This window comes from Phycisphaeraceae bacterium, from assembly GCA_019454185.1.
In the GTDB taxonomy this organism is placed as follows: domain Bacteria; phylum Planctomycetota; class Phycisphaerae; order Phycisphaerales; family UBA1924; genus JAHBWV01.
In genome coordinates, this window is record CP075368.1 from 704,972 (window position 1) to 728,463 (window position 23,492).

Genomic DNA, 23,492 nt, shown 5'->3' on the forward strand with positions numbered 1-23,492 from the left:
ACCGATGCCGGAGCTGACCCCAAGCGAACGACTCCAGCCATGCCTCCTCGATCGGCTCACCGACGATGAGCCCGGCTCCGCGGTCGAAGGCAGAGACCGCCGGATCATGTCCATGAGGCAGTACCGCCGCGCCGTACTCCGCGATCTCGTCTGGCTCCTCAACTCGCCCAACAAGACGCTCACCGGAGAACTCAACGACTATCCCACCGTCGCCACATCCGTCCTGAACTACGGCATGCCCGACCTCTCCGGCCGCTCCTCAACCAGTCTCCCGCCCGACCAGCTCGAACGCCTCGTCACAGCCGCGATCGAGAGATTCGAGCCCAGGATCGCAAGCGCCGGCCTCTCCATCCGTGTCGTCACAACACCCGGCTCCGGACCCTCGATCGGAATCGAGATCGAGGGAGAACTCTGGGCATATCCCCTCCCCGAACGCCTCTACCTCCGCACGGAAGTCGATCTCGAAACCGGAGAGTGCCGCGTGAAGGAGGGTCTCGATGGATAATCGGGGCCGCCGCCAGTTCCTCGACTACTACGAGCGCGAACTCGCACATATCCGCGAGTCCGCACACGAGTTCGCAAAGGAGTTTCCCAAGATCGCCCAGCGACTCTCGCTGGAACAGTTCGACTGCAACGATCCATACGTCGAACGCCTCATCGAGTCATTCGCCTATCTCGCGGCACGGGTCCAACTCAAACTCGATGCCGAGTTCCCCCGCTTCACCAACTCCCTGCTCGAAAGCGTCTGCCCGCACTACCTCGCGCCCACGCCCTCGATGGCCGTCGTGCAGATCATGCCCGATCTAGAGGACGCAGGGCTCGCCCCCGGCTTCCCGATCCCGCGCGGCGCATCCATGCGAAGCCAGATCGCACGCAACGAGCAGACCGCGTGCGAATACCGCACCTCACAGGAAGTCACGCTCCTCCCGATCGCAATCTCCGAGGTGTCGTACCACACCCGAGACGTCGAAACGCTCTCCCTGCCCCGAACCGGCATACGAAGAGCCGCCATCCGCATCAAACTCCGCGCCACCGCCGGACTCTCCTTCAAAGAGATCTCGCTCGATCGCCTCACCATCTTCCTCCGCGGCTCCGGCGACGTCCCCGCCCGCATCTACGAGGCCCTCCTCGCCCACGCCGAGGGCGTCATCACACGCCCCGCCGCACGCCCCGTGCAATGGCAGGAACGCGCCGGCAAAGAGCACGTCCGACGCGTCGGGTTCGATCCGAAAGACGCCATGCTCCGCTTCGGCCCGAGGTCCTTCCACGGCTACCGCATGCTGCACGAATACTTCAGCTTCCCGCAGCGATTCCTCTTCGTCGAACTCTCAGGCCTCCAGGCCGGAGTCCGCCGCAACGGAACCAACGAGATGGAGATCATCGTGCCGCTCAAGGCCGAGGATCCCAAACTCGAGAAAATCGACCTCAACAACATCGCCCTCTTCGCAACCCCCGTCATCAACCTCTTCCCCAAGAAGCTCGACCGCATCCACGTCTCGGACCGCTTCCACGAGTTCCACGTCGTTCCCGATCGAACCAGACCGCTCGACTTCGAGGTCTACCAGATCGAACGCGTCACCGGCTACGGAGCCGGCTTCGAAGACCTTACAGAGTTCAAGCCCTTCTACTCCGCCACAGATCTCGACGCCGACAACGACGCACCCGCATACTTCGCCATCCACAGGCAGCCCCGCAAACTCTCAGAACGCGAGCGACAAGGCGGCCGCCGCTCCAGCTACGGCGGGTCCGAGGCCTACGTCTCGCTCGTCGACGCCAAGGCCGCGCCCTACAGAGGCGATCTCCGACAACTCGGCGTCGAAGCACTCTGCACCAACCGAGACCTGCCGCTCCGCATGCCGATCGGTGTCGGGCAGACCGACTTCCAACTCGACGTCGGCGTCGCCATCGAATCCACCCGCGTCCTCGCAGGTCCCACGCCCCCCAGGCCCTCCTTCGCACAAGGCGAAACCGCGTGGCGTCTCGTCAGCCACCTCGGACTCAATTACCTCTCGCTCGCCGACAGCGACGAAAGCCAGGGTGCCGCCGCTCTCCGCGACCTCCTCACGCTCTACGTCGATCCCACCGACGCCGCCATGATGAAACAGATCGCAGGCGTCCGATCCATCGCCGCCCAGCCGATCACACGCCGCGTACACGCCTCCGGTCCCGTCTCCTTCGCACGCGGCTCCGAAGTCACGCTCCGCATGGAAGAGCAACCCTTCGAAGGGCTCGGCATCTTCGTCCTCGGTTCAGTCCTCGACGCGTTCTTCACACAATACGTTTCCATCAACTCGTTCACTGAGACGGTCATCGTCTCCAACGAACGAGGAGAGGTGATGCGATGGCCGGCGACGATCGGGAAACGACACACGATCTGATCGAGCGGCTCTGCCAGACGCCGCACGCCTTCGATTTCCTCCAGGCGGTGCGCCGTCTCGAAGCCGCGCACGCCGAACGCCCCCGCGTCGGCAGATCCGATCGGATCTCCGAAGACCCCGTCCGCTTCGGCCAGGAAGCCAGTCTCGCCTTCCCCCCCTCAACGATCTCCCGCGTGGTAAAGCCCGATGGAGACCACACCGTCTCATCCCCGCGCATGCTCGTCCACTTCATGGGTCTCCTCGGACCGAACGGCCCTCTCCCGCTCCATGTCACCGAATACGCACACGATCGCGAACTGAACTCCAGAGACCAGACGCTCTCTCGCTTCCTCGACATCTTCAATCATCGCATGATCTCTCTGATGTACCGCGCCTGGAGCGTCGGTCATCAGGCCGTCAGTTTCGACAGGCCCGACGAAGACCCGTTCGGCAACTACGTCCTCTCGCTCGCGGGATACGGCACGCCCTCGCTCCAGGATCGAGACCGGGTCTCAGACCTCGCAAAGCAGCACTTCGCCGGTCGCCTCGCCATCCAGACCAGAAACCCCGAGGGCCTGGCCGCCATCATCTCAAGCTACTTCGGCGTCCGATGCTCCATCGAGGAATACGTCGGACGGTGGATGGATCTCCCCACAGACGCCGTCTGCGTCCTCGGCGCAGATCCCGCGAGCGGCACGCTGGGCAAGACCTGCATCGTCGGCTCACGCACATGGGACGTGCTCCAATCCTTCCGCATCCGTCTCGGACCCATGGGGCTCGCCGACTACGAGCGGTTCCTCCCCTTTGGAAAGAGCTTCGGACGCCTCTACGACTGGGTACTCAACTACAGCGGCCGCGAGTTCTGCTGGGACTGCCGCCTCATCCTCAAGCGGGAAGAGGTCCCCGCAGTCCGACTCGGCTCGTCCGGCCGTCTCGGGTGGACCACATGGCTCAACACCAATCCGCCGGAGAGAGACGCCGACGACCTCGTCCTCAAGGGAATGGCGTAGTGTAGAATCACTCAATCGCCCATCGAACGGGCCATCGGAGCATGAAATGGCAGAGATCTCTCGTGCGGCTCTTTTCGGCAAACTCAACAGTCTCTGCTACCGCGCAGCCGAAGCAGCAACCGTCTTCTGCAAGATGCGGGGCAACCCCTACGTCGAACTCGAGCACTGGATCCACCAGATCCTCCAGCTCCAGGACTCCGATCTCCTCCGCATCATCAAGCACTACAAACTCGAACCCAGCCGCCTCGCCGCCGACATCACCAACGCGCTCGACCGGCTCCCCCGCGGCGCATCCTCGATCTCCGATCTCTCCGTCCAGTTCGAATCCACAGTCGAACGCGCATGGGTCTACGGCTCCCTGATGTTCAACGAATCCGCCATCCGAAGCGGGCACCTCCTCATCGGCATCCTCGAAACCCGCGACCTCCGAAACGTCCTCAAACGCATCTCCGGCGAGTTCGACAAGATCAAGGCCGAAGACCTCTCCGAAAACTTCGCAAAGATCGTCGAGGGCTCCGTCGAAGACACCCTCGCCGCCCGCGAGGCAGGGGGCGCGCAGGCCGGCACCCCCGGCGAAGCCAGCGGCTCCATGGCCCCGGCTCAGATGGGCAAGGGAGAGGCCCTCAAGCGATTCTGCGTCGATCTCACCGAGCAGGCCCGCACCGGCAAAATCGACCCCATCGTCGGACGTGACGAAGAAATCCGGCAGGTCGTTGACATACTGATGCGCCGCCGCCAGAACAACCCCATCCTCACAGGTGAGGCAGGCGTCGGAAAGACCGCCGTCGTCGAGGGCTTCGCCCACCGTCTCGTTCAGGGCGATGTGCCCCCTCCGCTCAAAAACGTCTCGCTCCTCGCGCTCGACATGGGGCTCCTCCAGGCGGGCGCAAGCATGAAGGGCGAGTTCGAGAACCGCCTGCGACAGGTCATCGACGAGGTCCAGGCATCCCCGAAGCCGATCATCCTCTTCATCGACGAGGCCCACACGCTCATCGGCGCCGGCGGCGCGGCGGGCACCGGCGACGCCGCCAACCTGCTCAAACCCGCCCTCGCCCGAGGCAACCTCCGCACCATCGCCGCCACCACATGGGCAGAGTACAAGAAGTACTTCGAGAAGGACCCCGCGCTCACAAGGCGTTTCCAGGTCGTCCAGGTCGATGAACCGACCGAGGACAAAGCCATCATCATGATGCGCAAAATGGCCGGAATGCTCGAACGCCACCACAAGGTCCAACTGCTCGACGAGGGCATCGAGGCCGCCGTGCGCCTCAGCCATCGCTACATCCCCGCCCGACAACTCCCCGACAAGTCCGTCAGTCTCCTCGACACCGCCTGCGCACGCGTGGCGATCGGTCAGCACGCCGTCCCCCCTGAGGTCGAAGACACCCGCCGCAGAATCCAGGCACTCGAAACCGAGATCGAGATCATCGGTCGCGAAGAGGCCGTCGGCGTCGAGCACACCGCCCGCCGCGCAGACATCGAAGCACGCATCGCATCACAGAAAGAACACCTCGCAAAGCTCGAAAAACACTGGGAGAGCGAGCGTGCACTCGTCGAGAAGATCCTCGACCTGCGAACCCGCCTCCGAGGCCCCCAGCAGGACAAGCCCGCCGATCCCTCCCCCGTGGCCCCGCCCCCCAGCGAAGACCGCGCCAAACTTCTCGAACAACTCAAAACGCTCCAGGCCGATCTCGCCGCCCTCCAGGGCGATTCACCCCTGATCATGGCAAGCGTCGACGCTCAGGCCGTCGCCTCCGTCGTCGCCGACTGGACGGGAATCCCCGTCGGACGCATGGTCAAGAACGAGATCGAATCGGTCCTCAACCTCGCCGACACGCTCGGCAAACGCGTCATCGGCCAGAGCCACGGCCTCGAAGCAATCGCCAAACGCATCCAGACCTCCCGCGCCAAACTCGACAACCCCAACAAGCCCATCGGCGTCTTCATGCTCGCCGGGCCGAGCGGCGTCGGAAAGACCGAAACCGCGCTCACACTCGCCGAAACCCTCTACGGAGGCGAGCACAACCTCATCACCATCAACATGTCCGAGTTCCAGGAGGCCCACACCGTCTCCACCCTCAAGGGCGCGCCCCCCGGCTACGTCGGATACGGCGAGGGCGGCGTACTCACCGAAGCCGTCCGCCGCAAGCCCTACTCCGTCGTCCTCCTCGACGAAGTCGAGAAGGCCCACTCCGACGTCCACGAGATCTTCTTCCAGGTCTTCGACAAGGGCTTCATGGAAGACGGCGAAGGACGCCTCATCGACTTCAAAAACACCGTCATCATCCTCACCACCAACGCCGGCACCGACCTCATCATGAACATGTGCAAGGACCCGGAACTCATGCCCGACGTCGATTCGCTCGCCAAGGCGCTGCGCGAGCCCTTGCTCAAGGTCTTCCCACCAGCGCTCCTCGGCCGCATCACCGTGATCCCCTACGTCCCGCTCAGCGACGAAATGATCCGAAGCATCATCCGTCTGCAACTCGGACGCATCGTCAAACGCGTCGCCGCAAACCACAAGGTCAGCATGGAGATCGACGACGCCGCGATCGAACTCATCCGCAGCCGCTGCACCGAGCACGAGTCCGGTGGACGCATGATCGACGCCATCCTCACCGGGACCCTCCTCCCCGCCCTCAGCCGCCGATTCCTCTCCACCATGCTCGAAGGAGCCGCCCTGACAGGCGTCCGCGTCTCCGCCAAGGACGCCGACTTCGTCTATGACTTCACCTGAACACGCCCAGGAAAGTGCCCCACACGCTCCAGATACCGCTTTGTTCGCGCCGGAAGCCGCTCCACGGTCCTTTCTTGAGCATCACGATCGCGCGGGAATCGGGCCGAGCCCCCGCCGTTTGGTATAGTGCAGGGCCAGCAGCCAGTCCCACAGATTCCCCGAGGTAGCGTCGCATGCCACTCCTCCCAACCCAGTCGCAGCGACTCATGGCGCTCGGAACGCCCCTCGGGGAGGACGTGCTCGTCATCGACTCCTTCCGCGGCACCGAGCAGCTCAGCCGCCCCTTCCGCTTCGACCTCCGGGTCTCCAGCACCGACAAGCAGATCAAGTTCGACAAGATCCTCGGCGAGCGCGTCGTGCTCCGCCTCGAACGTGCCGACGGCTCTCGCACGCCCGAGTTCTTCAACGGCTTCGTCTCTCGATTCTCGCAGATCGATGCCGAGGGCGAACTCGCCCGCTACGAAATGTCCATCGTACCCTGGCTCTGGTTCCTCACCAGAACATCCGACTGCCGCATCTTCCAGGAGATGACAGTCCCCGACATCATCCGCAAGGTCTGCAACGACTTCGGCTTCTCCGATCTCGACACCAGCGGCCTCACCGGCACCTACCGCACCTGGGAGTACTGCGTCCAGTATCGCGAGACCGCCTTCAACTTCCTCAGCCGCCTCATGGAACAGGAAGGCATCTACTACTACTTCAAGCACGAGGAAAAGAAGCACACCCTCATGCTCGCCGACGCGCCGAGCGCGCACGGCCCCGTCGAGGGGCTCGAGTCCATGATCTACCGGCCCGAGCAGCGCGGCGCGGGCATGCGCGAACGCGTCGATTCATGGACCATCGAGCACCACGTCCAGCCCGGCGCATATGTCCTGAAAGACTTCGACTTCAAAGTCCCTAAGAAACTCCTCCTCAGCAAGGCCGCCGAACCCAAGCAGCACGCCGCCGCCGAGTTCGAGATGTACGACTGGCCGGGCGAATATGTCGAGTCCTCCGATGGCGACAAGTACGCCAAGATCCGACTTCAGGAACTCCAGGCAGAGCACGCCATCGTCCGCGCCGAAACAGACTCGCGGCCCGTCCGTCCCGGCTACACGTTCGACCTGAAAGAGCACCCCCGCGAAGACCAGAACAAGAAGCACCTCATCGTCGCCGTCGTCCGCGAGGCCACCGTTGCCGAGTACCGCAGCGGGGCCTCACCAGGTTCCGGTCAAGACTCCTACTCATGCTCGATGGTCGTCATGGACGCCAAGCAGCAGTTCCGTCCCGCCCGCTCTACGCCCAAGCCCCTGATCAGCGGCTGCCAGACCGCGACCGTCGTCGGAAAGTCCGGCGAGGAGATCGACGTCGATGAACACGGCCGCGTCAAGGTTCTCTTTCACTGGGATCGCGACGCCAAGGGCGACCAGACCAGTTCCTGCTGGATCCGCGTCTCGCAGACCGTCGCCGGCAAACGCTGGGGCGCGATCCACACCCCGCGCGTCGGGCAGGAGGTCATCGTCGAGTTCATCGAAGGCGACCCCGACCACCCCATCATCACAGGAAGAGTCTACAACGGCATCAACAGGCCGCCCTACGAACTCCCCGGTATGAAGACCATCAGCGGCATCAAGTCCAACTCGAGCAAGAGCGGACAGGGCTTCAACGAGATCCGCTTCGAAGACAAGAAAGGCGACGAGCAGGTCTTTATCCACGCCGAAAAGAACATCGACATCCGCGTCAAGAACGACCGCTTCGAGTCCGTGCTCCACAACCGCCACCTCACCGTCGACAACGACCAGTACGACCACATCAAGCACGACCGCCACGAGACCGTCGACAACGACCACGTCGAAGAAGTCGGCAACGACCGGAGTCTCACCGTCAAGGGCAAGCAGGCCACGAAGGTCGCAAAGACCCTCTCCCTCGCCGTCGCCGGTGATGTCGCCGAAGAGTTCGAATCGAACCACTCCGAGAAGGTCAAGTCCGACTACTACCTCAAGGCCAAGAACATCTGCCTCGAAGCCGACACCAACATCACCATCAAGGTCGGTGGCACCGCCATCGCCATCGACCAGACCAGCATCCTGATCAAGGCCGACAGCGAGATCGAGATCACCTCCGCAGCCAGCATCAAGACCAAGACCGCCCAGCTCGAAATGAAATCCGACGCATCAGCAAAGATCGAGTCATCGGGCATGGCAGAACTCAAGAGCCCCAAGACCGACGTCGTGGGCAGCGGCATGCTCGCCCTCAAGGGCGGCCTCGTCATGATCAACTGAGACACCCGCCATGGCATCCCCAAAGTCCGGCAAACTCTGCACACTCGTACCGCCCGCAGGCCCGAAGAAGCCGCACGAGGCCGACAACGCCAACCCCGGAGAGGTCGAAGAGATCAAGGCCGAGCAACGCAAGACCCAGAGCGGCAAGTACGGAGAAGCCGCGGTCAAGCCGTTCGGTGCATCTCCCGACGAAGAGGAAAAGAAGAACTGGATCGCCATCGAACTCAAGGACGAAGAAGACAACCCGGTGCCCGGTGAGTACTACGAGGTAAAGCTCCCCGACGGCAGCATCGTCAGCGGAACACTCGACGACAAAGGAACCGCAAGAGTCGACGGCATAGATCCCGGTGAAGCCGAGGTCACATTCCCGAACCTCGACAAGGAAGCATGGCAGAACAAATGAGCCCCGCCGACATCCCATCCAATCCGAACGCCACAGGAGCGAGCGATGCCCAAGGTCGTTGAAGCCCGGAGCGGCGACACGCTCTGCACGCTCGCTATCGCCAACGGCTTTCTCAACTGCGACCCCTTGCGCGGCGACGGAGCCAACGCCGCGCTCCTCAAAGAACTCGAGAAACGCCCGCTCCAGAAGGGCGACAAGGTCACAATCCCCGACATCAAGAAGAACAAGCACGACAAGGGCACCGATAAGAAGCATCCGTTCAAGCGAAAGGGTGTACCCCCGCCGAGTCTCCGCTTCGTCGATGACCAGAAAAAACCCAAGTATCAGGACGATCGCACAATCGACGACTTCCTGAACGTCAGCAACTACGTCTGCAACAAAACAGGCGCCGACGGGCTGAAGGCCTTCCCGACCGCCTACGGACACAACGCCGACGCCGCCCACGACCCCGACTCCTTCAAAATCGAAGCCGTCGATCCGGGAGCAAGTGCCGACGAGATCGAAGTCGAACTGATGGCTCTCAAGCCCGTCTACAAGGCCGACGGGTCCATCGAGAAGCACGAGCCCTTCACCGACGCCGATGCCGCCAAACGCAAGCTCAAGGTCAAGTGCAAGAAACTCGATGCCAAGCTCAAGGGCTATCGCTCACGCTACCTCCGCCTCGTCACAGACGAGGCCGACCTCAAAGAACTCTCCGGCGATCCGATCAAGGCCGACGGTACAGCCCAGGGCCTCTTCACCTCCGACATGGCCGACGGCACCGAAGCCAAAGACGCCTGCGAGATCCTCGACCAGGCCGTGCAGGCCAAGTACGTCATACAAGGATGCAAGGCCTCCGACAAGTGCACCCTCTACGCGACGCTCCCCGTCGGCAATCCCGCCAACGAGAAACGCATCCGCCTCTGCTTCCATGTGTTCCGCTCCACGGTCGGCGGCGCTCCCGTCGGCGGCATGACCGACAAGATCCTCCGCCGCCGCACGTTCAAGTGGTACCGTCGCTCCTTCGCCCAGGCCGAAATGGCTCCCAAACTCGTCGATCCCAAGATCGAGTACATCGATCCGCCCGCCGCTGACATGATCGTCATCTCCGACGTACACGGCTCGCCCGCCGCGGGCGGCTCAACAATGTCATTCATCCTCGGTGACCCACCCTCCGCAGGCGCAATCGCCGGCGCTGCGGCCCTCGGTGCTCTCGGTGGCGGCGCGGTCGGCGCAGCAGCAGGAGCCGGCATCGGTCACGCAGCCGGAGGCGACGCCGCAAAGGGTGCAGCCATCGGCGCAGCCGTCGGTGCCGTCGCGGGTGGCGTTGCCGCCGCCATCATCGCCGCGTCCATGAAGGACGAGGTCAAAGTCACCCTCTCGTCCGGACAAACGCCCCTCGAGATCGCTCGTGCCATCATCGCCGCGCTACCTAAAGAGTACAAAGGACACGCCTACCCGAATCCCACTGCGTTCGACAAGGCCGTCAACAACCCCGGCTCAGGAGACTCGCACGGGTCCGTCGATCTCATCATTTCCCGCAACGATGGCAAACGCATCATCATCCGCAAAGAAACCACGGACGATGCCAACGCAACGATCTCAGTTGTCCGGCTCGACCTCGCGAGCGTCGAGGACGACACGCCCGATCCCGCCTTCGCCCTTGGTTCTCCCGACATGCGACGGGTCATCCGCGCCGCGCCAGGAACCGACGATCGCATGGACTGCTACATCATCGACGAGTTCAAAGGCCACTCGCTCCGCGGCATCGCCTTCATGCTCATGCTCGACCTCCCCGACGACTACAGGCCCAGAGCGCCGCTCAGGTGGGCATGCATCATGGCATGCAACACAACCTCAGGCCCTGTCATGGACGCATCGGACAATCTCCCGTTCACCTATCCGCACGAATCCGGGCACGTCATGTTCGAGACCTTCCACACCGCCAAAGACAACCCGGTAGGTGTCAATCCGCTCGGCGCGACCGAACTCATGACCGGAGTCGGTACCTCCGAGTCAAACGCCGTAGACGCGTCGAAGCGCATCTGCGACACGCCACTTAAAATCTGGTACGCCTGCTTCGAGCCCCACACCCCTCCAGCCGCACCGCCTCCCGTGGGCAAGACAGGGTGGTACCACGACTCCGCCGTCGCCCGTCTCCGAACCATCAGCGGCCCCGTCACCGAAAACTGGAGCTGACAATGTCGGGCTTCCAACCTCCAAAGCCGCCCAACATACCTCCCGCCGGCGCGGGCTTTACACCACCCGCCGGAGTGCCGGGTGTCCCTTCCGTTCCCGGTGCGCCCGGAATCCCCGGCGGAATGTCCCCCATCCAGCCGCCGAAGTTCCCGCCCAAGGGCGGCTTCGCCGGCTTCAAAGATCCATCCGGTAAGCCCCGTATCACTCTCGTGCGCTACAACCAGAGCGAGGCAAACGAGCTTCTCGACGCCTTCGTCTTCGGTGGCGATTACGGCGGCTTCCGCGTACCCCGGGGTATCGAACCCGCTCACGTGTCGGAGTTCATCCGCGAACGTGTCAAGCCGACCTCAGGACCGTCAACCTACTCAAGAGTGCTCGACCTCATCCGCTTCTACGAGCGCCCCGATGTCGTCCCCGAACTCACAACACAGAACCTTCTCCGTCCTCCCACAGACGGCAAAGAGTTCCAGCGCCAGGCCTACGCATGCCAGATGGTCGGCGACTTCCTCGACGACGCCGCCGCAGCGAAGGCCGCCGACCACTTCGATCGCTTCCTCGTGAAGTCTACCTGGGCCGTCGACTACGCAAACCTCATGCTCTCTACGCTTCTCGTGCTCTGCCCGCACGGCAGCGTTGACGCCTTCGCCGGCCGTGTCCGAACCGAAGTCGCGCGTCTCGAACCTCGCCAAGCCGACAGCGAGAAAAGCATGATGGCCTTCGACAAAGTCGAAGCCATCGAACGCAACGACATCCCGCGAACCAAACGCCTCATCGCCGCCAAGCAGAAAATCGCAGGAAAGCCCGTGCCCGAAGTCCTCCCCGACCTCATCAAGACCTATCTCCCCAAAGACACCGTCAGCGATGCCTACCTCCAGGTCTGGGCGGCACGTCGCATCCGCGCCGACGCCATCGCCGCAACTCCAAAGCCCGCCCACGCCGCGTTCGCCAAGCACATCGACGAAGTCCCGCTCGAAGAAGCCGGCAATCCTCCCCACATCGCCCGCATCTGTGCCTCCGCACGCGCCACCGTCTATCTCGCAGGTGAACTCACCGATCCGCGAATCGAAAAATACAAAGTCGCACGTGAGAAACAGCCACCGATCGAGTTCCTCTGGGACGATCTCCCCGAGCAATACTGAGCGAGAGCCCCCATGGGAACGCCCGCCGCACGAATCTCCGACATGCACGTCTGCCCGATGGTCACGGGCGTGGTGCCCCACGTCGGCGGCCCCATCCTCCCCCCCGGCTGTCCCACCGTCCTCATCGGAGGCCTCCCCGCCGCACGAGCCACAGACATGGCCGTCTGTGTCGGACCGCCCGACGTTATCGTCAAGGGCTCCGGGACCGTCCTTATCGGTGGACTCCCCGCGGCACGCATGGGCGACACGACCGCCCACGGCGGCACCATCATCCTCGGCTGCTTCACCGTTCTCATCGGCTGAATCACTGGCCCTTCAATGCGTGCGCCGGCAACAGTGGGGGACCACTCACCACACACCACGCTCGAAGATGCCGCCAAACTCGCCCTACCCTTCCCCATGACCGCACCCGCCCGGCGCACGATTCTCCTCAATCTCTCCATCGCCGCGGCTCTCGCCCTCATCGCCCTCGCCTCTCGCCTCCTCTTCCTCTTCTCTTCCGTCGATCGAAAATGGCCCCACTCCGTCCTCTTCGAAGGCGACGCCCCGCTCTGGACAGACTGGATCAAAGCCATCCACGCCGGCACCCCCTTCGAGTACGGCCTCCCCATCCACTCGCCCGCCGTCTCCCACATCCTCTCCATCCTCGGCGCATCGCCCGCAACAACCGACTGGACCTCATACAAGATCCTCTGGTGCGTCTGCTCCGCACTCACCTGCCCGATCCTCTACATCGCCGCGCTCCGCACACTCAGCGGCCCACTCTCCGCCCCCCGCGCCCGCTGCATCGCCATCGTCGCGTCCCTCTGGTTCGCCCTCTCCTTCCATGCCTCCGCCCTCGCCACGTCGCTCAACGGCGAAACGCTCTACACGCTCCTTCTCGTCTCGATCATCGCGCTCGGCGCAAGACCGCACACCGCCCTGCCCGCCTCGATCGCGAGCGCGCTCGCCCTAGGCATCCTCCACGGTCTCGCCACCCTCGTCCGCGCCGAGCACACACTCCTCATGCTCCTGCTCATCGCGTGGGAGGTCGCAAAGCCCATCACCCGTGCCTCTGGCGTCCCGCGCCTTCGGCGCTCGCTCCTCGGCGTGCTCACCATCATCTGCTCAGTTCTCGTCTGCCTCCCCTGGAGCATCGCCGGCACCCGCGCCACCGAGCGCATGAACACAAACGCCGAGCGTCTCCCCGACTACGCAACCCTCCGCCCCGCGTGGACGCCCGACGCCCGCTCCTTCATGGACACCATCCCCCCCTTCGCTCGCCTCGACAACGCCGCGTACCTCAGCTCCATCGCCCTCGCCGCCCGAGAGCCGCAGATCAATGAAGCCCGCGTCCGCCGCTACTTCGAGCAGGAATTCGGCTACATCCCCGCGCCCCTCAAGACGCCCATCTTCGTCTCCAGCCAGGGGCCGCTCTGCTTCGCACTCGCCAACCACCCCGACTCCGGAGGCGGGTTCTCTCGCGCCGCGTTCGATGCTCGCTTCGGCTCGGACCCGAACCTCACCTTCGCCCTCCCCAGCCACCTCAAACTCTACAACGAGGGCTACCGTGTCGGACTCGGATACATCCGCGAAGACCCAGCCGCATGGCTCTCGCTCGTCGGCCGGAAACTCCTCCATTTCGAGGGCGGCATCACCGGCGGCATCGGCATCACCAACGCGCCGCTCGGCCGCACCCTCATCCGCCAACCCGTCGATGTCGCTGCGGTTCCCTGGCCAGAAGCGCTCTGGTGGCGAATCCCGATCCTCCTCCTCATCACCGCAGGCGCAATCCGGTTCCTCCTCGCCCGCCATGGAGTAGAGTGGACCCTCATCGTGCTCGCAAAGCTGGTCGTCACCATCGCTTTCTACGGCTACGCCCGCCAGAGCGCATCAATCCTCCCCGCCCTCTACGTCCTCGCTGCCGCAGGGCTTCTCTGGCCCATCGATCACGCACGCTCCGCAAGAATCGCGATCTGCGCCGCCGCCTGCATCGCCGGTGCCATCGTCCTGACATCCGACATCATCGAATACCGATCCCCGCGTATCCCGACCATCGAGGCCGATCAGGACAAGGTCCGCCCCGCACGCGTGAACGCGCAGGACGGAGCGTTCGAGTGCTACGCACCGATGACAATAGAGTACCTCCCGCCCGAATCATCAAACCCGTAATCTCTTCCGAGACTCATCGCCACAACCTCCGCCACCAACGCCAGGAGCCCTCATGCTGCCCAGGATCTTCCCCGTCGCCGCGCTGCTCTCGCTCGCAACGCTCCCCATCGCCGCACAATCGGTTCCATACGAGCGCTACCAACTCGACAACGGCATGACCGTGATCCTCCACCAGGATCGCTCGCTCCCTCTCGCCGCTCTCAACCTCTGGTATCGCGTCGGCTCCAAAGACGAACCGAAAGGCCGCTCCGGCTTCGCCCACCTCTTCGAGCATCTCATGTTCATGGGCACCGAACGCGTTCCCGAGAACCAGTTCGACCTCATCATGGAATCAGGAGGCGGCTCCAACAACGCGACCACCTCATACGACCGCACAAACTACTTCCAGTCCGGGCCCTCCTCTCTCCTCCCGACACTCCTCTGGCTCGAAGCGGATCGACTCGAAGACATCGGCCGCATGATGACCCAGGAGAAACTCGACCTCCAGCGCGACGTCGTGCGCAACGAGCGCCGCCAGTCCTACGAGAACGCCCCGTACGGCCGCTCCTACCTCATCGCCACCCAACTCATGTTCCCCGAGTCGCACCCGTACCACATCCCCACGATCGGCACGCACCAGGACCTCGAGGCCGCAACGGTCCACGATGTCCAGGACTTCTTCGCCTCCTTCTACGTCCCCTCAAACATCTCCATGAGCATCGTCGGCGACTTCGATCCGGAAGAAATCAAGCCCATCATCGAATCACTCTTCGCAGACCTCCCCGCCGGCGCGCCAACACCCGGAAAGATCGCGCCCCCCGCCCGTCTCGACCGCGTCGTCCGCTACACGACCCTCGACAAGGTCCAGTTGCCCCTCATCAGCATCTGGTACCACTCGCCCGCGATCTACACAGATGGCAACGCCGAGGTCGATCTCCTCGCACAGATCCTCACCGATGGAAAGTCCAGCCGCCTCTACAAGCGTCTCGTCATGGACGAGGGAATCGCCGCCGAAGTCGAGGCCTACCAGGATTCCAACCTCCTCGGATCCGTGCTTGCCCTCAACATCTACGCCATGCCGGATGCCGACCTCGGCCGACTCGAAGCACTGATCGACGAAGAGATCAGCACGCTCCTCGAGAGCGGCCCAACCGCCGACGAACTCGAACGCTTCAAGGCATCACGCGAGCTCGAGATGCTCGGCTCGATGCAGGATGTCCTCAGCCGCGCCGACGCGCTCAACGCCTACCAGTTCTACTTCGGTGAGCCCGACTCATTCAAACGCGATCTCGACCGCTACCGCAACGCAACGCCCGAGTCCGTCCGACGCTGGGCCGCACAAGTCCTCACGCCCGACGCGCGGCTCATCGGACGCATCCTCCCCGAAACGCCCGATCGACTCCCAAGCGCAAGAGATACCCAACCCGACGAGCCCGCCAGCTCGCCCTGGATGCCCCCGAGCCCCGACTCATTCGCGCTCTCGAACGGCATCACGGTGCTCCACTTCCACAAGCCCTCCATCCCGCTTGTCTCCATCACCACCCTCTTCGCGCCCGGTGCCCCGATCGACGATCCAGCCCGCCCCGGACTCGCCACGCTCGCAGCCGACATGCTCGACGAGGGCGCCGCAGGCCTCGACGCCATCGGCTTCGCAGACGCAGTCTCCTCGCTCGGAGCGACCTTCGACGCGGACGCAAGCGTCGAGACCGCGCACGCCTCCATGACAGTCATCAAACGCAACGCCGACCGCGCGATCCCGCTGCTCGCAGACGCCCTCATCCGCCCCGCCCTACAACCCGAAGACTGGGCTCGCGTCCGCACGCTCCATATCGAGAATCTCCGCCAGCAGGACGACAACCCGCAGGTCGTCGCCGCCCGCGTGGCAAACCGCGCCCTCTTCGGCGACTCCAGCCCCTACGGACGCCCCCTCTCCGGAACACGCCAGAGCGTCGAATCCATCACGATCGAGAACGTCACCTCCAAAGTCCGCCAGGTCTTCCGTCCCGAGCACGCCACCATCCTCATCGCGGGCGACATCACGCGCGACGAAGCCAGAGAGACGCTCGAACGCGCCTTCGGCGGCTGGACAATGCCCGTTGCAGAACCGCTCTCCCAAACTCTCACCGCCGATACGGACTCCCCCTCCGGCCTCAGAGTCCTCATCGTCGATCGCCCCGGAGCCGTACAGACCGTCGTCCGCTTCGCCATGCCCGCGCCTCCATACGACTCGCCCGCGCGGGCCGTCAACACCATGATCAACACGCTCTTCGGCGGCTCATTCACAAGCCGACTCAACCAGAACCTCCGCGAACGCAACGGATACACCTACGGCGCACGCTCATCGATATCCCCCTTCCGAACCCGCGGCATGCTCACCGCAGGAGCCGCCATCAGAGCCGATGCCACCGGCCCCGCCGTCGCCGAGTTCCTCAAGGAATTCGACGCGCTCCGCACCGCAACCATCGACCAGTCCGAACTCGTAAAGAGCCGCGAAACCGTCAAGACAGATCTCGTCGAGAGCTTCCAGGGGCTCGCCGGACTCCTCGCAAACGCCACGCGTCCTCTCGCCGTCGGCATGTCCTACGAAACCATCGCGAAGGACCTGCTCGATCTCGACAGCATCACCGTGGATGCCATCAACAACGCCGCGGCCCGTGCCGTCGATCTCGACCGCGCGGTCCTCGTCCTCGTCGGCGACAAATCTCTCATCCTCAGCCAACTCGAAGGTCTCAAACTCCCGACCCCCATCGAGGTCGATGTCCATGGCGCACCGGCATCCCGCTGAGCCGCGATGCCGACGGCAAGACCGGCCGCATGTCACCCAGACAAAATCCGATCGATACGACAAAACAATCGAATTCGATTGACCTCAAAAAGCCGACGACCCCGGGGCATCCGCTCCGGGGTCGTTCTGCAAGTACAGGCGAAGGGACTCGAACCCCTAACCTCCTGATCCGTAGTCAGGTGCTCTATCCAATTGAGCTACGCCTGCGCACTGCCCACCAAAGGGCAAGGCCAAAGGTTAAGCGGCCACTCCACGCTCGGCAACTGCCGGAGCCCGAACTCTTGAACTCTGCCCGAGACCACCCAATACTTCTCTCCCGTCCGCAGAAGCCCTGCGGACTCGAAACGAGGTTGTCTCCCGCATGGCTCATTCACTCTCCGCCCGCAAGCGTGTCCGTCAGAACTTCAAGCGCCGCGCCCTCAACCGCTGGCGTCTTCGCAGCATGCGATCCGCACTGAAGGACTTCAACGACAAGATGCTCCACGGCTCAAAGGCCGAGGCGGGCGAGGCGTTCAAGGCCTGCATCAAGGCGATCGACCGCACCGCGCAGCGCGGCGTCATCCACCGCAACCAGGCCGCTCGCCGCAAGAGCCGCCTCAACGCCCGCCTCAAGGCCAAGGCCTGACCGGCGAACGACCTACGCTCCGCGTCACGCGCCGGAACGTCTACCCACACACTGATTCCTGAGCACGAACCCCGCGCAAGCGGGGTTCGCGTATTCTTGTGACTCGATGACGACAGCAAAGCGACCAGCACGCAGAAAGCCGGCCGCAAAGCCGTCGCGATCCAATGACGCCGCCGCCGCGTACAGCGACCTCTCCACGCGACCCCTCCACATCCTCGTCTTTCTCGCTCCCCTCCTCGTGCTCTACGAGATCGGGTCGATCCTCTATCTCTCAAATCCCTCAACAGGCGCCGTCGAAACAATCAGCGCACGACGCATGATCTCCGCCTTCTTCGAGATCTTCGGCGCGTTCGGTCTCTATCTCCCCGGCCTCGTCCTGGCCACAGTCCTCCTCGTCTGGCACACGCTGCGAAAGGACCGCTGGACGGTCCAACTCCCCGTCATCCCCGTCATGGCGATGGAGTCGATCGTCTGGACGATCCCGCTCGTCGTCGTCGCGACCATCATCCCCTTCTTCGTCGCCGCCGCAGAGCTTGCACCCCTCGCCGGACCCACCGGCACGAACGAGATCCATCATCTCTCGACCCAGGCCCGCCTCACCATCGCCATCGGCGCTGGCCTATACGAGGAGCTCGTCTTCAGAGTCGTCTGCATCGCCATCATCCACACCATCGTCGTCGATGTCCTCGGGGCAAAGAAGCAGGCCGGAGCAATCGCCGCCGTCCTCTTCTCCGCCATCGCCTTCACCCTCTACCACGACCTCCGCACGCCCGCCGGTAACCTCAATCTCCCGCTCACCGCTTTCCTCTTCTTCGCCGGCGTCTACTTCGGAATCCTCTACATCTGGCGCGGCTTCGGCATCGTCGTCGGCGTCCACGCCCTCTACGACGTCGTCGCCCTCGTCCTCCTCCCAGCCAGCCGCTCAATCACCGACTGAGAATCGACCTCCCGTTAGGGAAAAAATCGCGTAGGGCAGCCCTGTCCTCCCATTCTCCACACCGATTTTTCTGCTGGAATTCTCCCAATCTTGTCGGGTACACTCTTCCATCAGGAAAGAGAGTCCCGGTGCGTCCTTCGTTCTCCGTCCCGGGTTGATGGCAGCGTGACTTCCGCCGCGCTCCACACGCGGCTCGCGCAATCCAGCGAAAGGGCCAGCACATGGGACTCGACTTTGCAATCGACGAGTTGTACGCGACCGGCTGGAGCTCACTCGACTCACAGGGGTGTGCCTTCCACACCGATGGGCGCCCCTATCCCTCGTGCGCGCGCGTGCAGGAAGAATTCACCGCCGCAGGGTGCGAGCTCAAAATCCGCAGAATCCAGCTCTTCGACTGCCACCGTGCCGAGTGGGTCGATCGCTCCGGCTCCGCATCCGGGGCCGTCGTCGGACATTCCGATGTCGAAGCCGCGGTCTACGCACTCTCTCAGCTCCGTCGCTCGCTGGCCACGGCCGCCTGCTGACTCCATCCCTCGCCTCACGCCACATCCGCGCCGTTCCCACCGCTGTTCTTGGACCCAATCCTCGGCTCCGGGCTTGACCCGATCCCGAGTCGAGTTATCGTCTCCCAGCACGATGGCCCCATCGTCTAGCCTGGTCTAGGACGCCAGGTTCTCATCCTGGAAACCGGGGTTCGAATCCCCGTGGGGTCATTCTCACCGGGCCGCCTCTTACAGGCGGCCCGCGCTGTTTTTGCCGATTGGCCACTCCAGCCCATCCCCACACCGAGTGGATTCTCTCGTTTTCGTGGACCTCATCAACTCCGGGTCTCCGCTCGCCGATCTCCGACCGGAATCGGAGGTCTCATGGAGCCCCAAGCTCAACACACCAGCCCGCTGCGAAGCGACCTCGCCGACGACCCCGACATGGTCGAGCTCCTCGATTTTTTCGTCGCTGAACTCGGAGAACGCATCGCGTCCCTCCAGAGCCACCTCGACGCGCAGCGCCTCGGCGACCTCCGCACCCTCGCCCATCAACTCAAGGGCGCGGCCGGCGGATACGGCTACCCCGATCTCAGCCGCATCGCCGGAACCCTCGAAGCATCGATCACCGAGGGCGGCCCGGAACCCGATCCAACCACCGTCAAGCACGCCGTCGACGCACTCGTCGATGTCTGCCGCCGCGCCATCGCAGGGCACCAGCCCGCATAACCAGAGAAAGCCGCGAACCACGTGAGGATCGAAGCAGCCAACCTGGAAGCATCCCGCCCGCTCGTGCTGGCGGTCGATGACTCCATCGACGTGCTGCGTCTCCTCAAGGCCAGACTCCGCCACGAGACCCTCGACTTCGAGACCGCAAGCACCGGCACCGAAGGCCTCGAGATGGCCAAACGCCTCAATCCGGCCCTCATCCTCCTCGACATCGAACTCCCCGACATCGACGGCTTCGAGATCCTCCGCCAACTCAAGGAACGCCCCGAGACCGTCCAGACACCCGTCATCATGCTCTCAGGGCTCTCGAGCGCACACGACAAAGTCACCGCCTTCGACCTCGGCGCAGTCGACTACGTCACAAAGCCCTTCGACATCGCAGAACTCCGAGTCCGGATCCGTGCCGCAATCCGCACCCATCTCCTCCTCCAGATGCTCGCGCAGCGCGCACAGATCGACGGCCTTACCGGGCTCTGGAACCGCGCATACTTCGACCGACGGCTCAGCGAAGAACTCGCACGCTGCGCCCGCCACGAACGCCCCGTCTCACTCGCCATCTTCGATATCGATCGATTCAAACTCATCAACGACACCTACGGTCACCCCGCAGGCGACGCGGTCCTCACCGGATTCTCCAGTCTCCTCAGACGCGAAATCCGCGAGACCGACATCCCCTGCCGATACGGCGGCGAAGAGTTCGCACTCATCATGCCCGACACCTGCCCCGAAGACGCACTCGCCGTCTGCGAGCGAATCCGCACAACCCTCGAGCAGGTCGCCTGGCCTAGACACCCCGACCACGCCGTCACCGTCTCCACCGGCATCGCCGGCTCAAACCGCTGCGGCTTCCACACCGAGGGCGCCTGGCTCGAAACAGCCGATCGAAACCTCTACGCCGCGAAGACAGGCGGCCGAAACAGAACCATCTCGTCAACCATGGAAGCTGCCGGTCGCTCGCTCCCGAAAGCCGGCTGACCCCGCCAACTCAGAACGGGAAAATCAGCCCCCCGTACACCATCGGCGCGTCCCGGTCCGGGTTCTCATCGTCACCGAAGATCCGCGCGTTCGAGATGTGGTGCCATCTCGCTCCAACCTGCAAACGCAGCCCGCGATCATTCAGACGACGCGTCACCCCCGCACCCGCCTGAGGAAGAAAATTAAATCCCGTGCCTCCATCCGGCACATCCCCGCTCGCGCCGAGCAGACCGATCCCCGCATCAAGATACACCGTCCACGGATCCTTCCGATAGAAGTGCCACCGGAAGATCGTCGACACACTCGCACCGATCTGGTCGTCCCCTTCCTGCGCGAAGTACCACCCCGCAAGCTCGAACGACAACTCAACCCCATCGCCCAGAAAGTAACTGAACGCCCCGCGCAGCGGCACATCCGTCGAACCGTCAAAGTCGTACGCCACGCCCGCGCCGAGCGTCCACCACTTCGACTCGGCAGACGCATACTCCGGCACACTCCGCGCCGCCGCCCCCTCAACGCTCTCGCTCGGCTGGAACGTCAGTCGCCCCCCGGAGAGCGCGCCATCCTCAGCGTGCGCCACCCCGAAGCATGCAACAGGCAGCAGCCACGCCGCAACCCGCAACCCGAGCAACCGCCGCCGAACATGCATATTCATCTCATCATTCATGGGACGTAGAGTAGCGAGCGTCACCCCGACCACGCCACCCTCCGCCGCACTTCCGGAGCACGCCATGTCAGATCAACCAGATCCATCGCGGCTCACACGCCTCGAAGAATCGCTCGCCTACGCCGACCGGGCCGCCGAAGAGGCCGGACGACAGATCCTCGACCTCTACCGGCGGCTCGACGCACTCTCCAGACGCCTCGAAGCGATCGAGAAACGCCTCGAAGAAGACACGCGGCAACCAGAACCGGGCACACCCCGTCGAATCACCGACGAAGAACTCCGCGCAAACAAACCCCCGCACTCCGCCTGAAGGCGCGGCCGCAAGCCACTCCCCTCCGCCATCGCCTACTGCCTACTCCCCCGCCCCCAGCAATGACATCCCCGTCATCTCCACAGGTTTCTCCAGCCCCATCATCGCGAGTGCAGTCGGCACAATATCCGCCAAACGTCCGCGGCTCGCCCGCGCCGCCACATCTCCCCAATTCTCCACCCGGTTGTCCCCGCGCAGCGTCCTCCCTCGAAAGGCCTCACCCACAACCACTAGCGGCACGTCATACGTCGTGTGCGCCGTGTGCGGCGCGTTCGAAGCCGGGTCCCACATCTGCTCGCAGTTCCCGTGGTCCGCCGTCACAATCGCAGAGCCGCCCCGCGCCAGCGTCGCCTCAAGAATCCGACCCACGCACGCGTCCACGACCTCGCACGCCTTGATCGCCGCCTCCAGATTTCCTGTGTGCCCGACCATGTCGCCGTTGGCAAAGTTCACGACGATCAACGACTCGCAATCCCGCGCCGCCAGACGCCCCAGCACCGCCTCGCAGATCTCGTTCGCCGCCATCTCCGGCCTCAGGTCATACGTTGCCACCTTCGGGCTCTGCGGGTTCTCGCGCCGCTCCCCCTCGAACGGCGGATCACGATAATCGTTGAAAAAGAACGTTACGTGCGGGTACTTCTCCGTCTCCGCGCAACGGAACTGCGTCAGACCAAGCTTCGACACATACTCCCCGCCGATGTTCACCATCTTCGGCGGCTTCGGGAACGCAACCCGCACCAGCCCCGCCAACTCCTCCCAATACGCCGTCATCGTCACATAGTGCAGGTCGAGCTTCTTCCCGCGCTCGAACCCGTGCCTGCCCGAATCCGGCGACGGCTTCACCTTTGCCCATCTGTCATCCGGGAAGACGAACGCCGCCGAGATCTCGCGCGGGCGATCTCCCCGGTAGTTGTAGAAAATCACGCTGTCCCCGTCAGAGATCCGCGTCGCACGTGCGTCCGCATCATCTCTCGCGATCACAGTGGGGGGGATGTATTCATCCCCCTTCAGGTTCTCACCCGCCGGCGCGTCGTAGTACGCCTTGATCGCCTCACCAGCACTCACGGATTGTGCGCACACGCCCCGCCCCGTCAGACACTCATACGCCCGCTGCACCCGCTCCCACCGATTGTCACGGTCCATCGCGTAGTACCGACCGATCACCGACACCACACGCCCGATACCGATCTCCACGCACGCCCGTTCGACCGCCGCGGCGTACTCCAGCCCGCTGTACGGTCCCGTGTCACGCCCATCCGTGAACAGATGGATGAACACGCGGTCCCCCGGCATCCCCAGTTGCTTGCACGCCTTCAGCCCGGCAAACAGATGTTCCAGCAGCCCGTGAACCCCCGCGTCCGAGTTGATCCCCATGAAATGGACCGCTCGCCCCTTCTCCTTCGCCTCCGCAATCGCCTCAGCAACAACCGCGTTCTTCTCCAGCCCTGCGCGGCACGCCTTCGTGATCGCCACCGACTCCTGGTCAACAACCCGACCCGCCCCGATGTTCTGATGCCCGACCTCCGAGTTCCCCATCGTCTCCGCCGGCAGCCCGACATCCTCCCCGCTCGTCTTGATCAGCGTCCACGGCCACTCCGCACGCAACCGATCATCCACCGGCGTCTTCGCCAGCTTCACCGCGTTGAACGCGTCGTGCTCCCGGTTCGGGTTCTCGCCCCACCCGTCACGGATGATCAACACCAGCGGCACGTTCTTCATGCACACAACCCCTCTCATCCTCATCGAACCGCGTGCGTCAGCGAGCGG

General features: G+C 63.9%; 19 protein-coding genes and 2 tRNA genes. 18 read left to right on the forward strand and 3 right to left on the reverse strand.

Annotated elements, in window-relative coordinates:
- Positions 1-4: 4 nt before the first annotated feature.
- The 11 genes from tssE to KF838_02840 all read left to right on the forward strand — a co-directional run bounded on the left by tssE (position 5) and on the right by KF838_02840 (position 17,000).
- Complete coding sequence (gene tssE, locus KF838_02790; GenBank protein ID QYK48785.1) at positions 5-505, forward strand: type VI secretion system baseplate subunit TssE; 501 nt, start codon at positions 5-7, stop codon at positions 503-505.
- Positions 498-2,378, forward strand: coding sequence for a type VI secretion system baseplate subunit TssF (gene tssF / locus KF838_02795; protein ID QYK48786.1), 1,881 nt, complete (start codon positions 498-500; stop codon positions 2,376-2,378). The genes tssE and tssF overlap by 8 nt, the downstream gene beginning before the upstream one ends.
- Positions 2,342-3,367, forward strand: a complete 1,026-nt coding sequence (tssG, locus tag KF838_02800; GenBank protein QYK48787.1) for a type VI secretion system baseplate subunit TssG — start codon at positions 2,342-2,344, stop codon at positions 3,365-3,367. The genes tssF and tssG overlap by 37 nt, the downstream gene beginning before the upstream one ends.
- A gap of 46 nt (positions 3,368-3,413) precedes the next feature.
- Complete coding sequence (gene tssH, locus KF838_02805; protein QYK48788.1) at positions 3,414-6,104, forward strand: type VI secretion system ATPase TssH; 2,691 nt, start codon at positions 3,414-3,416, stop codon at positions 6,102-6,104.
- A gap of 173 nt (positions 6,105-6,277) precedes the next feature.
- The gene (gene tssI, locus KF838_02810) at positions 6,278-8,365 is read left to right on the forward strand and encodes a type VI secretion system tip protein VgrG (protein ID QYK48789.1); all 2,088 of its coding nucleotides are present in this window, start codon (positions 6,278-6,280) and stop codon (positions 8,363-8,365) included.
- Positions 8,366-8,375: 10 nt separating this feature from the next.
- Positions 8,376-8,768 carry a hypothetical protein gene (locus KF838_02815; GenBank protein QYK48790.1) on the forward strand — a complete coding sequence of 131 codons (393 nt, stop codon included), beginning with the start codon at positions 8,376-8,378 and terminating at the stop codon, positions 8,766-8,768.
- Positions 8,769-8,813: 45 nt separating this feature from the next.
- Entirely contained in the window at positions 8,814-10,946 is a 2,133-nt protein-coding gene (locus KF838_02820) for a hypothetical protein (protein QYK48791.1), read from the forward strand.
- A gap of 2 nt (positions 10,947-10,948) precedes the next feature.
- Positions 10,949-12,085, forward strand: a complete 1,137-nt coding sequence (locus tag KF838_02825; protein QYK48792.1) for a hypothetical protein — start codon at positions 10,949-10,951, stop codon at positions 12,083-12,085.
- 12 nt (positions 12,086-12,097) lie between these two features.
- Positions 12,098-12,388 carry a PAAR domain-containing protein gene (locus KF838_02830; protein ID QYK48793.1) on the forward strand — a complete coding sequence of 97 codons (291 nt, stop codon included), beginning with the start codon at positions 12,098-12,100 and terminating at the stop codon, positions 12,386-12,388.
- A 96-nt stretch (positions 12,389-12,484) separates the two neighbouring features.
- Positions 12,485-14,236: a hypothetical protein gene (locus tag KF838_02835; protein ID QYK48794.1), complete on the forward strand. Its 1,752-nt coding sequence runs from the start codon at positions 12,485-12,487 to the stop codon at positions 14,234-14,236.
- A 52-nt stretch (positions 14,237-14,288) separates the two neighbouring features.
- Positions 14,289-17,000, forward strand: coding sequence for an insulinase family protein (locus tag KF838_02840; protein ID QYK48795.1), 2,712 nt, complete (start codon positions 14,289-14,291; stop codon positions 16,998-17,000).
- A gap of 133 nt (positions 17,001-17,133) precedes the next feature.
- Here the strand turns inward: KF838_02840 and KF838_02845 are convergent.
- Positions 17,134-17,207: transfer RNA gene (locus tag KF838_02845), tRNA-Arg, on the reverse strand.
- Positions 17,208-17,361: 154 nt separating this feature from the next.
- Here KF838_02845 and rpsT point away from each other — a divergent pair.
- The 6 genes from rpsT to KF838_02875 all read left to right on the forward strand — a co-directional run bounded on the left by rpsT (position 17,362) and on the right by KF838_02875 (position 20,748).
- Positions 17,362-17,625, forward strand: a complete 264-nt coding sequence (gene rpsT, locus KF838_02850; protein ID QYK48796.1) for a 30S ribosomal protein S20 — start codon at positions 17,362-17,364, stop codon at positions 17,623-17,625.
- 106 nt (positions 17,626-17,731) lie between these two features.
- A complete protein-coding gene (locus KF838_02855; protein ID QYK48797.1) occupies positions 17,732-18,562 on the forward strand; it encodes a CPBP family intramembrane metalloprotease in 831 nt (276 codons plus the stop codon).
- Between the two features lie 221 nt (positions 18,563-18,783).
- The gene (locus tag KF838_02860) at positions 18,784-19,086 is read left to right on the forward strand and encodes a hypothetical protein (protein ID QYK48798.1); all 303 of its coding nucleotides are present in this window, start codon (positions 18,784-18,786) and stop codon (positions 19,084-19,086) included.
- Between the two features lie 114 nt (positions 19,087-19,200).
- A tRNA-Glu gene (locus KF838_02865) sits at positions 19,201-19,275 on the forward strand.
- A gap of 153 nt (positions 19,276-19,428) precedes the next feature.
- The gene (locus KF838_02870) at positions 19,429-19,773 is read left to right on the forward strand and encodes an Hpt domain-containing protein (GenBank protein ID QYK48799.1); all 345 of its coding nucleotides are present in this window, start codon (positions 19,429-19,431) and stop codon (positions 19,771-19,773) included.
- Positions 19,774-19,794: 21 nt separating this feature from the next.
- Complete coding sequence (locus KF838_02875; GenBank protein ID QYK48800.1) at positions 19,795-20,748, forward strand: diguanylate cyclase; 954 nt, start codon at positions 19,795-19,797, stop codon at positions 20,746-20,748.
- 10 nt (positions 20,749-20,758) lie between these two features.
- On the opposite strand, the gene KF838_02880 is transcribed toward KF838_02875, so the two are convergent.
- On the reverse strand, positions 20,759-21,415 hold the full coding sequence (locus tag KF838_02880; protein ID QYK48801.1) for an acyloxyacyl hydrolase: 657 nt from the start codon (positions 21,413-21,415) through the stop codon (positions 20,759-20,761).
- 64 nt (positions 21,416-21,479) lie between these two features.
- Between KF838_02880 and KF838_02885 the strand changes: the two genes are divergently transcribed.
- The gene (locus KF838_02885) at positions 21,480-21,725 is read left to right on the forward strand and encodes a SlyX family protein (protein QYK48802.1); all 246 of its coding nucleotides are present in this window, start codon (positions 21,480-21,482) and stop codon (positions 21,723-21,725) included.
- Between the two features lie 42 nt (positions 21,726-21,767).
- On the opposite strand, the gene gpmI is transcribed toward KF838_02885, so the two are convergent.
- Entirely contained in the window at positions 21,768-23,444 is a 1,677-nt protein-coding gene (gpmI, locus tag KF838_02890; protein ID QYK48803.1) for a 2,3-bisphosphoglycerate-independent phosphoglycerate mutase, read from the reverse strand.
- Positions 23,445-23,492: the final 48 nt, after the last annotated feature.

Excerpts from the sequence above, each read along its gene's own strand:
- tssE (QYK48785.1), top strand. The coding sequence starts at position 5 with ATGCCGGAGCTGACCCCAAGCGAACGACTCCAGCCATGCCTCCTCGAT.
- tssF (QYK48786.1), top strand. The coding sequence starts at position 498 with ATGGATAATCGGGGCCGCCGCCAGTTCCTCGACTACTACGAGCGCGAA.
- tssG (QYK48787.1), top strand. The coding sequence starts at position 2,342 with ATGGCCGGCGACGATCGGGAAACGACACACGATCTGATCGAGCGGCTC.
- tssH (QYK48788.1), top strand. The coding sequence starts at position 3,414 with ATGGCAGAGATCTCTCGTGCGGCTCTTTTCGGCAAACTCAACAGTCTC.
- tssI (QYK48789.1), top strand. The coding sequence starts at position 6,278 with ATGCCACTCCTCCCAACCCAGTCGCAGCGACTCATGGCGCTCGGAACG.
- KF838_02815 (QYK48790.1), top strand. The coding sequence starts at position 8,376 with ATGGCATCCCCAAAGTCCGGCAAACTCTGCACACTCGTACCGCCCGCA.
- KF838_02820 (QYK48791.1), top strand. The coding sequence starts at position 8,814 with ATGCCCAAGGTCGTTGAAGCCCGGAGCGGCGACACGCTCTGCACGCTC.
- KF838_02825 (QYK48792.1), top strand. The coding sequence starts at position 10,949 with ATGTCGGGCTTCCAACCTCCAAAGCCGCCCAACATACCTCCCGCCGGC.
- KF838_02830 (QYK48793.1), top strand. The coding sequence starts at position 12,098 with ATGGGAACGCCCGCCGCACGAATCTCCGACATGCACGTCTGCCCGATG.
- KF838_02835 (QYK48794.1), top strand. The coding sequence starts at position 12,485 with ATGACCGCACCCGCCCGGCGCACGATTCTCCTCAATCTCTCCATCGCC.
- KF838_02840 (QYK48795.1), top strand. The coding sequence starts at position 14,289 with ATGCTGCCCAGGATCTTCCCCGTCGCCGCGCTGCTCTCGCTCGCAACG.
- rpsT (QYK48796.1), top strand. The coding sequence starts at position 17,362 with ATGGCTCATTCACTCTCCGCCCGCAAGCGTGTCCGTCAGAACTTCAAG.
- KF838_02855 (QYK48797.1), top strand. The coding sequence starts at position 17,732 with ATGACGACAGCAAAGCGACCAGCACGCAGAAAGCCGGCCGCAAAGCCG.
- KF838_02860 (QYK48798.1), top strand. The coding sequence starts at position 18,784 with ATGGGACTCGACTTTGCAATCGACGAGTTGTACGCGACCGGCTGGAGC.
- KF838_02870 (QYK48799.1), top strand. The coding sequence starts at position 19,429 with ATGGAGCCCCAAGCTCAACACACCAGCCCGCTGCGAAGCGACCTCGCC.
- KF838_02880 (QYK48801.1), bottom strand. The coding sequence starts at position 21,415 with ATGAATGATGAGATGAATATGCATGTTCGGCGGCGGTTGCTCGGGTTG.
- KF838_02885 (QYK48802.1), top strand. The coding sequence starts at position 21,480 with ATGTCAGATCAACCAGATCCATCGCGGCTCACACGCCTCGAAGAATCG.
- gpmI (QYK48803.1), bottom strand. The coding sequence starts at position 23,444 with ATGAAGAACGTGCCGCTGGTGTTGATCATCCGTGACGGGTGGGGCGAG.